We start from the raw sequence: 12,095 nt of genomic DNA, 5'->3' as shown, positions 1-12,095 counted from the left end.
GCAGTGGGGAGGGGGTGGGGAGGTGTCAGGCGCGGAGGGCGGGGAGGACCACCGCGTCGATGTACGAGAGAAGGAAGGCCTGGCTCGGCGGCTGCTCGTCGATGATGCTGCGGGCGGCGAACCCGCCGATCATCATGTGCATCATGTAGTCGAGCGCGGGGTTGTCCGCACGGACCTCACCGCGGTCGATCGCCCGCTGCAGCACTCGGCGGAACCCGGCCATCTCCGGTTCGATCAGGTGCTCCCGGAACGCCTTGAGGAGGTCCGGGTTGCCGTGGATCGCCATGGCCAGACCGCGCATCAGCGCGGAGTTGGCCTCCATCTCGCAGTCGTCCGACCGCAGGGTGAGGGCATGCAGATCCCCCCGGAGCGAGCCCGTGTCGATGTCATCGACCGAGGGTCCCGGCTTGTTGTGCCGCACCGCCTTCGCGACCAGCTCGGCCTTGCCGCCCCACTGGCGGTAGAGCGTCGCCTTGCTGGACTTGGTGCGGGCTGCCACGGCGTCCATGGTGACGGCGTCGTAGCCCACCTCCCGGAGCAGGTCGAGCACGGCCTCGTACAACTCGGCCTCACGCTCGGGCGTGATCCGACTGCGACGCGCCGTTGCGACCTCAGTCATGCCACTCACCTTCCCGCTCGGGATGCGCCGCCTCGGCGCCTGCTTCGTACGGTAACGAAGATACCCTGCCCGCCTTCGAAACGAAACCGTTTCGTACGTGTGTTGGCTCACGCAGGTGAAGGATGCGTAAGTTCCCACGAGTTGCCCGGCCCCATCCGGCGGAAAAGCATGGGGAGGTGAGCTATCTGCGCCTGCCCCATCTCAGCGGTGACCTGTTGTGCTTCGTGGCCGAGGACGACCTCTGGCTCTCCCCCCTGGACGGCCCGGGCCGCGCCTGGCGCCTCACCGTCGACCGCACGAAGCTGGGCCACCCCCGCTTCTCGCCGGACGGGAGCACCATCGCGTACACGAGCTGGCGCAGTCTGGTCCCCGAGATCCACACCGTCCCGGTGGACGGCGGCCCGGGCCGGCAGCTCACCTACTGGGGCTCCGCGGACACCCAGGTCTGCGGATGGACCCCCTCCCAGGGGGACAGCGGGGGCACGATTCTCGCCGTCGCCTCCCATGGGGAGCCCTTCTCGTACTTCACCTGGGCCTACAAGGTCTCCCCCGACGGCGACCCCGGCCGCAAGCTCCCCTGGGGCCCGGTCTCCGACATCCAGGTCGCCGACATCGAAGGGGAGCGCAAGACCCTTCTCCTGACCGGGACCCCGCCCCATGAACCCGCCGCATGGAAGCGCTACCGCGGCGGCGCCATGGGCCGCCTCTGGCTGCACGGCGAACGCCTCCTTGCCGACCTGGAGGGCCATCTGCACTCCCCGATGTTCGTCGGCGGCCGGATCGCCTTCCTCTCCGACCACGAAGGCATCGGCAACCTCTACTCCTGCGCCTACGACGGCTCCGACCTGCGCCGCCACACCGACCACGACGCCTTCTACGCCCGGCACGCGTCGAGCGACGGCACCCGTGTGGTGTACCAGTGCGCCGGCGACCTGTGGATCGTCGACGACCTGGCCGCCGACTCCGGGCCGCGCCGCCTGGACGTACGGCTGAGCGGTCCGCGCGCGGGCCGGCGCACGTACCAGGTCCCGGCCGCCCAGCACCTCGACGGCATCTCGGTCGACGAGACGGGCCGCGCGAGCGCGGTCGTCGTACGCGGCAGCCTGTACTGGCTCACCCACCGGGACGGTCCGGCCCGCACGATCACCGACACCCCGGGCGTGCGGGTCCGCCTCCCGGAGATGCTCGGCTCGACCGGCCGGGTCGCCTATGTGACGGACGCGGAGGGCGAGGACGCGGTCGAGATCGCCCACCTGCCGCGCGCGACCGGCGACCGCGAGCCGCGCCGACTGGCCTCCGGCGCACTGGGGCGCGTACTGGAATTCGTCTCCGACCCGCAGGGCGAGCGCCTGGCCCTCGCCTCGCACGACGGACGGCTGCTGCTCCTTGACGTGACCGAGGACTCCGGGGGCACCTCCCGGACGGAGTCTGAGGGAGGCGAGGTCACCGAACTGATCCACTCGGTCAACGGCCCGGTGCGCGACCTCGCGTTCTCCCCGGACGGCGCCTGGCTGACCTGGTCCCACCCGGGGATCGGCCGCTCCCTGCGGCAGATCAAGATGGCACGTATAAAGGACCATTTGATCGTCGACGTCACCAACGGCCGCTTCGAGGACGAGAACCCGGTGTTCACCAGGGACGGCCGCTATCTCGCCTTCCTGTCCTGGCGCGGTTTCGACCCGGTGTACGACGTCCACACCGGGGACCTGTCCTTCCCGCTCGGCTGCCGCCCCTACCTGGTCCCGCTGTCCTCCGCGACCCCCTCCCCCTTCGCCCTGACCCCGGAGGGCCGGCCGGCCGCCGGAGGCCTGGACCCGGTGGAGGACGAGGAGGAGGGCGGCGACGGCGCGGTCACCGTCGAGATCGAGGGGCTGGAGAACCGGGTCACCCCCTTCCCGGTCACCGCCTCCAAGTACTCGGCGCTGTACCCCGTGGCGGGCGGCGGCCTGGTCTGGCTGCGCTGGCCGATCTCGGGGGCGCTCGGCGAGACCTTCGCCAACCCGGACGACACCACCGGCCGCCCGACCCTCGAACACTTCAACATCAGCAAGGCGAAGAAGTCCGAACTCCTGGAGCACCTGGACTGGTTCGCGCTCAGCGGCGACGGCACCCGTCTGGTCGTGGTCGACGAGGGCGACCTGCGGGCCGTCCCCTCCTCCGAGTCCGGAGACGGCGACACGACGGTCTGGATCGACCTGCGCCGCATCCTGCACGAGGTCGACCCGGCCGCCGAGTGGCGCCAGTCGTACGAGGAGGCCGGGCGCCTCATCCGCGCGTACTTCTGGGACCCGGGGATGTGCGGCATCGACTGGGACGCGGTGCTCGACCAGTACCGTCCGCTGGTCGAACGGGTCGCGTCCCCCGACGAGTTCGCGGACCTCCTGCGCGAGGTGCTCGGCGAACTGGGCACCTCCCACGCCTACGTCACCGCCGCCCGCCGCAACGAGGGCCCGCCCCACTACCAGCGCCTCCAGGGCCTGCTCGGCGCCAACCTCGTCCGCAGACAGGAGGGGTGGGTGGTCAAGCGGATCCTGCCGGGCGAGTCGTCCGACTCCAAGGCCCGCTCACCGCTGGCGGGCACGGGCATCAGGGAGGGCGCCGTACTGACCCATGTCGACGGCCGCCCGGTGGACGCGCTGACCGGGCCGTACCCGCTGCTGGCCGGTGCGGGCGGCACCACGGTCGAGCTCACCTTCGCCCGACCCGTCGCCCACCACCCTTCCAAGGAAGGCCCTTCGGGCCCCTCTGATTCTGCGGAGGGCGAGGCGGGCCGCTCGCGCCGGGTGGCCGTGGTCCCCCTGATCGACGAACGCCCCCTGCGCTACCAGGACTGGGTGGCCAAACGCCGCGCCGTCGTACGGGAGTTGAGCGGCGGCCGCTGCGGCTATCTGCACATCCCGGACATGGGCGGCTCGGGCTGGGCCCAGTTCAACAGGGACCTGCGGATGGAGGTGTCGAGGCCCGCCCTGATCGTCGACGTACGCGGCAACGCGGGCGGCCACATCAGCGAACTGGTCGTCGAGAAGCTGTCCCGCACGATCCTGGGCTGGGACCTCACCCGCAACGCCCAGCCGGTCTCGTACGCCTCCAACGCACCCCGCGGCCCGGTGGTGGCCCTGGCCGACGAGGCGACCTCCTCCGACGGCGACATGATCACGGCCGCCATCAAGCTCCTCAAACTGGGCCCCGTCATCGGCCAGCGCACCTGGGGTGGAGTGGTCGGCATGACCGGCCGCCACCGCCTCGGCGACGGCACGATCATCACCGTCCCGATGAACGCGGCCTGGTTCGACGCCTACGGCTGGACCGTGGAGAACAAGGGTGTCACCCCGGACCTCGAAATCCTCCGCACCCCCCTGGACTGGGCGGAGGGGAGACATGCACAGCTGGACGACGCGGTCCAGTTGGCGGTGGAGTTGCTGGAGACGAACCCTCCGGCCACACCGCCGGATTACTCGAACGTCCCCGACCGGTCACGCCCAAAGCTGCCGCCAAGGACGAAGTGAGAAAGGGTGCCCCTCGTCAGGGGCACCCTTTCCAGTCAGCGCAGGACGTCGGCGTCAGACGTCATAGTCCTGGTCGAAGCGGTCCTGCTCCTCGCGCTGCAACCGCTCCGTCTCCTCGTCACGCATGCGCTCGCCCGGCTTGCCGCGCTGCGGCTGCTGGCCGCGCTGCTGACCGTGCTCGCGGGCCTGCTGGGCCTTCTGCTTGGCCTGCTCCTGCCACTGCTGCGACTGGTCCTGGAACTTGTCCTTCATACCCATGTGGGTTCACTCCCGTAGTGGGTGGGGGGAAGGCCCTTGACCGGGCCTCGACCAGATTCACACGGCCCACCACGGAACGCATTTCGATCAACTACGGTGCGTAGCGCGGGCTTCCTCGTCGGCCGCCCCACCTGCACCGACGAGCCCCGACCGCATGCCATCCAACCGTGACCCGAACCGTCGCATCTCCCGCTGCCCCACCGTCCCGATGAGGCCCGGCAGATACCCCCGCACGCCCTGCATCCCGCGCAGCCACCACTGCCCGTACACATGGCTCGAACGCCGCTCGATCCCGGCGACGATCCGGTCGACGGCCGGCCCCAGCGGATAGGTCTTGTTGGACGGCCACGGCAGCCGCTGCCGCAGCTCCCGCATCACCTCGTCCTGGTCGGCGCCCCGCACCATGTCGGTGTCGGTCCACGACAGATACCCGACCCCGACGCGGACACCCTTGTGGCCGACCTCGGCCCGCAGACTGTGCGCGTACGCCTCCACACCGGACTTGGAGGCGCAGTACGCGGTCATCATCGGTGCCGGAGTGATCGCCGCGAGGGACGCGATCTGCAGCAGATAGCCGCGGCTCTCCATCAGAACCGGCAGGAAGGCACGGGCAGTCACCGCGGACCCGATGAGGTTCACCTCGATCACCCGCCGCCAGGCCTCGGGGTCGGAGTCGACGAAGGGACCGCCGGTGGCGACACCGGCGTTCGCCACGACGATGTCGACCTTCCCGAACCGCTCCTTGACCTCCCCCGCGACCCGCGCCATCGCCTCATGGTCCGTCACATCGGCGTACCAGTGGTCGCTGTCGCTGTGCAGCCGCTCGGAGACCTGCTTGAGGGCGTCCGGCTCAAGGCCGACGAGCGCCACCTTGGCGCCCCGGGCCGACACCTTCCGCGCGAGCAGCTCGCCGACACCGCGCGCGGCGCCCGTGACGACGGCGACCTGTCCTTCGAGGCTGACCTTGCTCATGCGCCCTCCTTGATCGTTGCGTACGTCGTCACAAGCTCCCGGATACGGCCGCTGACCAGCTCCGGTGCCTCCACCGGGGTCATATGGCCGAGCCCCGGCAGCTCGGTGCTGCCCACGCAGTGCGGCAGCGCGGCCACCAGCGCCCGCGCCTGCACGGGCGGGGTGAGCCGGTCCGCGGTCCCGACGACGACGGCGGTCGGCACCTTCAACTCCCGTACGCCGTGGTCGAGATCGAGCAGGGCGAGCACCTGCGACCAGGCGTGACGCACCTTGCGCGGGCACGCGTGCACGATCCGCGCGCACGCCTCCACCATGTGCGGTGCCGAAGCGGGGCCCATCGTCCCGTACTTGAGGATCCGGCGCGCGAGAGGCGTGACCGGTCCGAGCGGTGCCCGCGCACCGAGGATGTGCCTGGTGAGCCAGGTCCGCAGCCGCCCGGGCCCGAGGGGTACGACGGTCGACTCGGCGACCAGCCGCGAGGAGCCGGTGCTGCACAGCAGTACGGCCGCCGCATGCTCGCGGAAGCTCTTCCTCGTGGCCGCCGCCATCACCGTCATACCGCCCATGGAGTGCCCGGCGATCACGGCCTTTTCGCCCGGCGCGAGGGTTGCCTCCAGTACGGCTTCGAGGTCGTCGGCGAGGGCGTCCGGACTGCACGCCGGGCTCGCCGGACTGCGTCCGTGGCCGCGCTGGTCGTAGGCGATGACGCGGTGGTCGGCGGCGAGGTCCCGTATCTGCGCGGCCCAGAAGGCGGTGGAGCAGGTCCAGCCGTGCGCGAGGACGACGGCGGGCGCGTTCTTGGGCCCGTGCACCTCCACGTGCAGCCGGGCGCCGTCGGCGGAGACGGCGACGAGTTCGCGCACGGGGGTGGGCGGGGCGTACGGCCCCGACGTGACGTGCATCAGCCGGCTCACGCGTCCACCTCCGTCTTCTGCAGGGCGGGCGCCCGGAGCAGTTCGTACTCGGCGAGATCCACCTGTCGCGTGGCCCGCCGGAACTCGGTCGTCGTACCCGGCCAGATGGTGGTGTTGCGGCCGCTCGGGTCGAGGTACCAGCTGGTGCAGCCGCCGGTGTTCCACACCGTCCGCTTCATGCGTTCCTGCACCCGGTGGTTCCAGGCGGCGACGGCGCCCGGCCGGGCGTCGAGGGCGGCACGGCCGCCGAGAACGTCCAACTGCCGCAGGAAATCGGCCATGTAGTTGAGCTGCGACTCGATCATGAGGATCATCGACGAGTTCCCGAGGCCGGTGTTGGGCCCGATGATCGTCATCCAGTTGGGGAATCCGGCGGCACAGGCGCCCCGCAGCGACTCCATTCCGCCCTTCCAGGCCTCGGCGAGGGTCTTGCCCTCCGCCCCGACGACCCGCTCGGCGATCGGCATGTCGGTGACGTGGAAGCCCGTGCCGAAGATGATCGCGTCGACCTCGGCCTCGCTGCCGTCGGCGGCGACGACGGTGGAGCCGCGGATCTCGCTCAGCCCACTCGCCACGACGTCGACATTGGGCCGGGTGAGCGCCGGATAGTAGGTGCTGCTCAGCAGGATCCGCTTGCAGCCGATGCGGTAGTCGGGGGTGAGCTTGGCGCGCAGGGCCGGGTCCTTGACGGCCCGCATCATGTTCCGCTTGGCCAACTGCTCCACGAACCCGAGCTCATTGGGGTGCTTGGTGAACGCCTGGACCTGGAGCTCCCGGATCCCCCACAGCAGTCCGCGGCGGGCCTGCGTGGTGAAGGGCAGCGCGCGGTGCAGGGCCCGCTCGGCGCCGCTGATGGCGCGGTCGACACGCGGCATGACCCAGGGCGGGGTGCGCTGGAAGAGGGTGAGCCGGCCGACCTCGGGCTGGATGGCGGGCACGATCTGGATCGCGGAGGCGCCCGTCCCCACCATCGCGACACGCTTGCCGCGCAGGTCGTAGTCGTGGTCCCAGCGGGCGGAGTGGAAGACCTTGCCGGGGAAGGAGTCGAGGCCCGGGATGTCGGGCACCTTCGGGTCGGACAGCGGCCCGGTCGCGGACACGACCACGTCCGCGGACAGCGACCCGCTTGTGGTCTCGATCTCCCACCGCAGCTTCTCGCCGTCCCAGGTCATCATCTTCACTTCGGAGTCGAAGCGGATGTGGGGCCTGAGGTGGAAGACATCCGTGACGTGCTCCAGGTAGGCACGGATGTGCTCCTGCCCGGAGAAGGTGCGCGGCCAGTCGGGGTTGGGCGCGAAGGAGAAGGAGTAGAGGTGGGAGGGCACGTCGCAGGCGCACCCCGGGTAACTGTTGTCGCGCCAGGTGCCGCCCACGCTGCCGGCCCGTTCCAGGACGACGAAGTCGGTGACGCCCTCGCGCCGCAGCCGCACGGCGGCTCCGAGCCCGCCGAACCCGGACCCGATCACCGCCACCCGCACATGCTCCCGCTCAGCCATGCCGACGCCCTTCCTCCCGCGACTCCGCCAGTGAACACTGGCGCAATGGGACTGTAGAGCAGCTCCGTACCGATGGGTAGGGGTGGGAGGACAGGAATGTTACTGGCGGTACACCATAGGCTGCGCTCGTGACCGAGAAGCGCGAGTACCGCATGGAGGAACTGGCCCGCCTGGCCGGCATCACCGTACGCACCCTGCGCTTCTACCGAGAACGCAAGCTGATACCGCCACCCCGCCGCGAGGGCCGTATCGCCTGGTACGACGACCACCACCTGGCCCGTCTGCACACGATCGCGGCGCTGCTGGAGCGCGGCCACACCCTGACCGGCATCGCGGAACTGGCGGAGGCCCTCGACCACGGCCGGGACGTCGCCGACCTCCTGGGCGTCGAGCCGACCGAGGAGGAACCGGTCCGCCTCACGCCCGAGGAACTCGCCGCCCGCTTCGAGGGTCAGGTCACCCCCGAGAACCTCGCCGCCGCCCTCGACCTCGGCTACCTCGGCACCGACGGCGACGAGATCGTCCACATCAGCCGCCGCCTCCTGGACGTCTCCTCCGCCCTGGTCGGCGAGGGCATCCCGCTCGCAGAGGTCCTGGCGGCGGGCAAACAGGTCCGCGAACACGTGGACGACCTGGCGGAGATGTTCGCCGAACTGGTCCTGCGCCACGTCGGCGAGGAGAACCTGCAACGCCTGCGCCCCCTGGCCCGGAGCGTGGTGGAGGCGGAACTCTCGCTGGCGCTGGACCGGCGGCTGCGCAAGCGGGGATAACACCCCCCGGCATCTCTCCCGGCGTTCGACCGCCAGCTATACACATCGCGTATAGATGCCGTGTATAGTCGCGCTCATGACGCTCAGCACAGCCATACGTCCGATCCTCGGGCCGGACCGGTGGTGGATGTCCGCGCCGCTGGCAGGAGTCGGCCTCGGCATGCTCACCAACCTCGCCCAGGGTGTGCTGCCGGGCGCCTCGAACCAGATCGCGAACTCCGGCGCGGTGTGGTGCGTCCCGGCATTCGCCGTCGGCGCGCTGGTGGCGGGCGGGCACCCGGCGCTGCGCAGGCCGGTGCTCGCCGGCCTGTACACGACGATCGGCCTGGTCGTCGGCTACTACGGCTACGCCGAATTCGGCCGCGGCGGCATGGGCAGTCCGTTCTGGCCGCTGGTGTGGCTGGCGATGGCGCTCCTCAGCGGCCCGTTGTTCGGTGCCGCCGGGGCATGGTGGCGGCGCGGGCACACGGCACCCCGTCGTGTCGCCGGACTGGCCTCACTGGCGGCCGTGTTCGGGATGGAGGCCATCCTGTACGTGCGGGTGCTCCATTACGCCGAACAGGCCTGGGCCTGCGCGGCGCTCCTCGTCCTCACCCCGCTGCTGATGGGACGCGGGCCCAAGGAACGCGCACTGGCACTGCTGGTGGCACTGCCGCTGTCGGTGATCGCCTACGCCGTCGTCGAACTGCCGTTGCAGCACCTGTCGGCCTGAGGCCGCCGCGGCCTCACCTCTCGAAGGTCACCGTCACGGGAGCGTGGTCCGACCACCGCTCCTCATGCGAAGCCGCCCGCTCCACCACCGCCTTGACGGCCCGGGCGGCCAGCCCGGGGGTCGTGACGGCGAGGTCGATGCGCCAACCCGAATCGTTATCGAAAGCCCGCCCCCGGTACGACCACCAGGTGTACGGCCCCTCCACATCGGGATGCAGGGCGCGCACGACATCGACGTAACCGCCGTCCTCGGCGTCGAAGACCCGCCCGAGCCACTCCCGCTCCTCCGGCAGGAACCCGGAGTTCTTCTGGTTCCCGCGCCAGTTCTTCAGGTCGGCCGGCCGGTGGGCGATGTTCCAGTCGCCGCAGACGACGACCTCGCGTCCGCCGGCGGCGGCGCGCTCCCGCAGGGCCTTCAGATAGGCGAGGAACTCGCCCATGAAGCGGATCTTCTCGTCCTGGCGCTCGGTGCCGACCTCGCCGGAGGGGAGGTAGAGGGAGGCGACCGTGACACCCGGCAGGTCCACCTCGACATAGCGGCCGCTGGTCTCGAACTCCGCCGCCCCGAAGCCGACCTGGATACGGTCGGGCTCGCGGCGGGTATAGAGGGAGACGCCGGCGCGGCCCTTGGCGGCGGCCGGCGCATGGACGACATGCCAGCCGTCCGGCGTGCGCACGTGCTCCGGCAGCTGCTGCGGCTCGGCGCGCACCTCCTGCAGGCAGAGCACATCGGCACTGGTGCCGGCGAGCCACTCCACGAAGCCCTTCTTCGCGGCGGCGCGCAGTCCATTGACATTGACGGAGGTCACAGTGAGCACGCGGGAACGATACCGGCACACTGGATCGCGACCGGACCCCCTCGATGCATAGGTGTACGATCCCCAACATGATTATTCGTCGCGTCTCCTTCGACCACCCGGACGCCGTCAAGCTGAACGACGAGGTCCAGGCGGAGTACCACGCGCGCTACGGCGACGGCGGCGACGCCACGGCCCTTGACCCGGCGGACTTCGAGCCCCCGTACGGCGTGTACTTCATCGCGTACGACGAGAACGACACCCCCGTGGCCACGGGCGGCTGGCGCGCCCAGGACACCAACGGCGAGGGCAACCTCGACGGGGACGCCGAGGTCAAGCGGATGTACGTGGTGGAGTCGGCGCGCGGCCTCGGACTCGCCCGGCGCATCCTGGCCGCCCTGGAGGAGGACGCCCGCGCGGCCGGCCGGATGCGGATGGTCCTGGAGACGGGCACGAAGCAGCCGGAGGCCATCGCCCTGTACACGTCCAGCGGGTACGAGCCGTGCGAGAAGTTCGGCTACTACCGGCACTACGAGAGCAGCCGGTGCTTCGCGAAGGAGCTGTGACAGGCCTGCCTGACAGGACGTCAGGCACAACGTCGGGCATAACAAAGATCCCGCCCGATCTTCCGATCGGACGGGATCTCATCAACTGCCTCAGGTTTCCCTGACCAGTTGTTGCGGTGGACCTGAGGGGATTTGAACCCCTGGCCCCCTCGATGCGAACGAGGTGCGCTACCGGACTGCGCCACAGGCCCTTGCAACGAGTGAAACTCTAGCACCCCGATCCGCGTGCTTGGAAATCCGTTCCCGCGCCGCCGCCGGGGCAGCGGCACAGGTCGGGGGGCTACTCGTTGGCGGCCCGCGGCCGCTCGCCGTCCTCGTACTGGTCGAACAGCGGCGTACGCCCCCGCTCGCGGGCCCGCCGCGCGGAAGCCGCCCGGCGGGCGTCACTACGCCCGTCGTCGTCCGCCTTGTCCTCCGCGGGGGCGGCCGTGGCCGGCTCCACGGCGTCGGCGGCCGGCGCCTCCTGGCCCCGGGCCACGGAACCCGACCGCGCGGAGCTCCAGGTGTCCGGCGCCCCGAGGTCGACGTCCGCGGTGGCCCGCGGAGCGACCGGCGCGGTCACATACGTCGGCAACGGCACCGGCACCGGGTCCCAGCTGTCCCCGTGGCCGGGCCGCCGCTGCCGCTCGCGCTGCTGGTCCACCCACTCGGCGTGGTCGGTCTGCTCGACGAGGGCGCGCCGGTCGGCGGCGAGCGCGGACAGTCCGGGGTCGGTGCCCTGGGCCGGTCCCTCGTCCGATTCGTCGGCGTCCGCCTCGGTGGCGGCGGCGCGACGGCGCGGCTGGCGGGCGCGCTCACGCAGCCGCTCGGCGGCATCCTCGGCGCGGCGCCGGTCCATCTGGTAGGCGAAACGGCGTCTCTCCTGGGAGCGGAGATACGCGATGTACGCGCTGAGCAGCACGGCGGGCACGCCGGGCGCCCAGAGGAACGCGAGCCCCCCGACCGCGGCGACGATCGCGCCGAGCGTGAACGCGATGAAGAGCATCACGGTGGTGCGCCGGCGCCGCGCGAGTGCCTTCATACGCCGGGCGCGCGCCAGGGCCGCTTCCTCCGACGGGGAGCGCCGCGCCGCGGGCACCCGCTTTCGCACGGGGGCCGGGGCCGGTGCGGGCGCCGGGGCTTCCGCCTGTTCCCGCGCCGGTTGTGCCCGCCCGGGCGCCTGTGCCTGTGCCGGTACCTCCGCGCGCGCCTGGGGGCGGGTCGGAGGCATGGCGAAGGCCCGGACGTCCACCGAGTCGGTGACGACGTCCGGACGACCGGCGCTGGACTCCCCCTCTTCGGTGGAGCGCGCCTGCAGGTCCTTGGCGTACCGGCGCTCCATTCCCGCCCGTCCGGACAGCAGCCGGATGGCGGTGCTGAAGCGTTCCGTCGGACGGGCCTCGTTCAGCTCGTCCTGCCTACGGAGCCACATCGGCACCAAGTAGGCGGCCCAGGCCCCGACAATGACTGCGTAGATGAGGCCGCTGCTGCTCACGCCTCACACGGT

11 protein-coding genes and 1 tRNA gene are annotated in these 12,095 nt (G+C 71.1%); 4 read left to right on the top strand and 8 right to left on the bottom strand.

Annotation, left to right across the window (positions count from 1 at the left end; all coding sequences use genetic code 11):
• Nucleotides 1–25: 25 nt before the first annotated feature.
• Entirely contained in the window at nt 26–619 is a 594-nt protein-coding gene (locus ACWC1K_RS12345) for a TetR/AcrR family transcriptional regulator (protein WP_450830704.1), read from the bottom strand.
• A 176-nt stretch (nt 620–795) separates the two neighbouring features.
• On the opposite strand from ACWC1K_RS12345, the gene ACWC1K_RS12340 reads away from it, so the two are divergent.
• Nucleotides 796–4,125, top strand: a complete 3,330-nt coding sequence (locus ACWC1K_RS12340) for a S41 family peptidase (protein ID WP_450830702.1) — start codon at nt 796–798, stop codon at nt 4,123–4,125.
• Between the two features lie 54 nt (nt 4,126–4,179).
• Here ACWC1K_RS12340 and ACWC1K_RS12335 read toward each other — a convergent pair whose 3' ends face one another.
• The 4 genes from ACWC1K_RS12335 to ACWC1K_RS12320 all read right to left on the bottom strand — a co-directional run bounded on the left by ACWC1K_RS12335 (nt 4,180) and on the right by ACWC1K_RS12320 (nt 7,765).
• Nucleotides 4,180–4,383 (bottom strand): hypothetical protein, encoded by a 204-nt coding sequence (locus tag ACWC1K_RS12335; RefSeq protein ID WP_099929434.1) that lies wholly within the window; start codon nt 4,381–4,383, stop codon nt 4,180–4,182.
• An 87-nt stretch (nt 4,384–4,470) separates the two neighbouring features.
• The gene (locus tag ACWC1K_RS12330; protein ID WP_450830701.1) at nt 4,471–5,355 is read right to left on the bottom strand and encodes an SDR family oxidoreductase; all 885 of its coding nucleotides are present in this window, start codon (nt 5,353–5,355) and stop codon (nt 4,471–4,473) included.
• Entirely contained in the window at nt 5,352–6,269 is a 918-nt protein-coding gene (locus ACWC1K_RS12325) for an alpha/beta fold hydrolase (RefSeq protein WP_450830700.1), read from the bottom strand. Before ACWC1K_RS12325 ends, ACWC1K_RS12330 begins: the two co-directional genes overlap by 4 nt.
• Entirely contained in the window at nt 6,266–7,765 is a 1,500-nt protein-coding gene (locus tag ACWC1K_RS12320; RefSeq protein WP_450830698.1) for a flavin-containing monooxygenase, read from the bottom strand. Before ACWC1K_RS12320 ends, ACWC1K_RS12325 begins: the two co-directional genes overlap by 4 nt.
• Before the next feature lie 128 nt (nt 7,766–7,893).
• On the opposite strand from ACWC1K_RS12320, the gene ACWC1K_RS12315 reads away from it, so the two are divergent.
• Both ACWC1K_RS12315 and ACWC1K_RS12310 read left to right on the top strand, forming a co-directional pair.
• Nucleotides 7,894–8,535, top strand: coding sequence for a MerR family transcriptional regulator (locus ACWC1K_RS12315; protein WP_450830696.1), 642 nt, complete (start codon nt 7,894–7,896; stop codon nt 8,533–8,535).
• Between the two features lie 76 nt (nt 8,536–8,611).
• A complete protein-coding gene (locus tag ACWC1K_RS12310) occupies nt 8,612–9,247 on the top strand; it encodes a DUF6518 family protein (RefSeq protein WP_450830695.1) in 636 nt (211 codons plus the stop codon).
• A 13-nt stretch (nt 9,248–9,260) separates the two neighbouring features.
• Here ACWC1K_RS12310 and ACWC1K_RS12305 read toward each other — a convergent pair whose 3' ends face one another.
• Nucleotides 9,261–10,085 (bottom strand): exodeoxyribonuclease III, encoded by an 825-nt coding sequence (locus ACWC1K_RS12305; RefSeq protein ID WP_450830693.1) that lies wholly within the window; start codon nt 10,083–10,085, stop codon nt 9,261–9,263.
• 47 nt (nt 10,086–10,132) lie between these two features.
• Between ACWC1K_RS12305 and ACWC1K_RS12300 the strand changes: the two genes are divergently transcribed.
• Complete coding sequence (locus tag ACWC1K_RS12300) at nt 10,133–10,609, top strand: GNAT family N-acetyltransferase (RefSeq protein ID WP_450830691.1); 477 nt, start codon at nt 10,133–10,135, stop codon at nt 10,607–10,609.
• A 117-nt stretch (nt 10,610–10,726) separates the two neighbouring features.
• Here ACWC1K_RS12300 and ACWC1K_RS12295 read toward each other — a convergent pair.
• Together ACWC1K_RS12295 and sepX are read right to left on the bottom strand one after the other, a co-directional pair.
• A tRNA-Ala gene (locus ACWC1K_RS12295) sits at nt 10,727–10,800 on the bottom strand.
• An 89-nt stretch (nt 10,801–10,889) separates the two neighbouring features.
• Entirely contained in the window at nt 10,890–12,083 is a 1,194-nt protein-coding gene (sepX, locus tag ACWC1K_RS12290; RefSeq protein ID WP_450830689.1) for a divisome protein SepX/GlpR, read from the bottom strand.
• Nucleotides 12,084–12,095 lie beyond the last annotated feature (12 nt).

The organism is Streptomyces sp. NPDC001492 (assembly GCF_053597275.1).
This window is presented reverse-complemented; position numbering and strand designations above follow the sequence as displayed.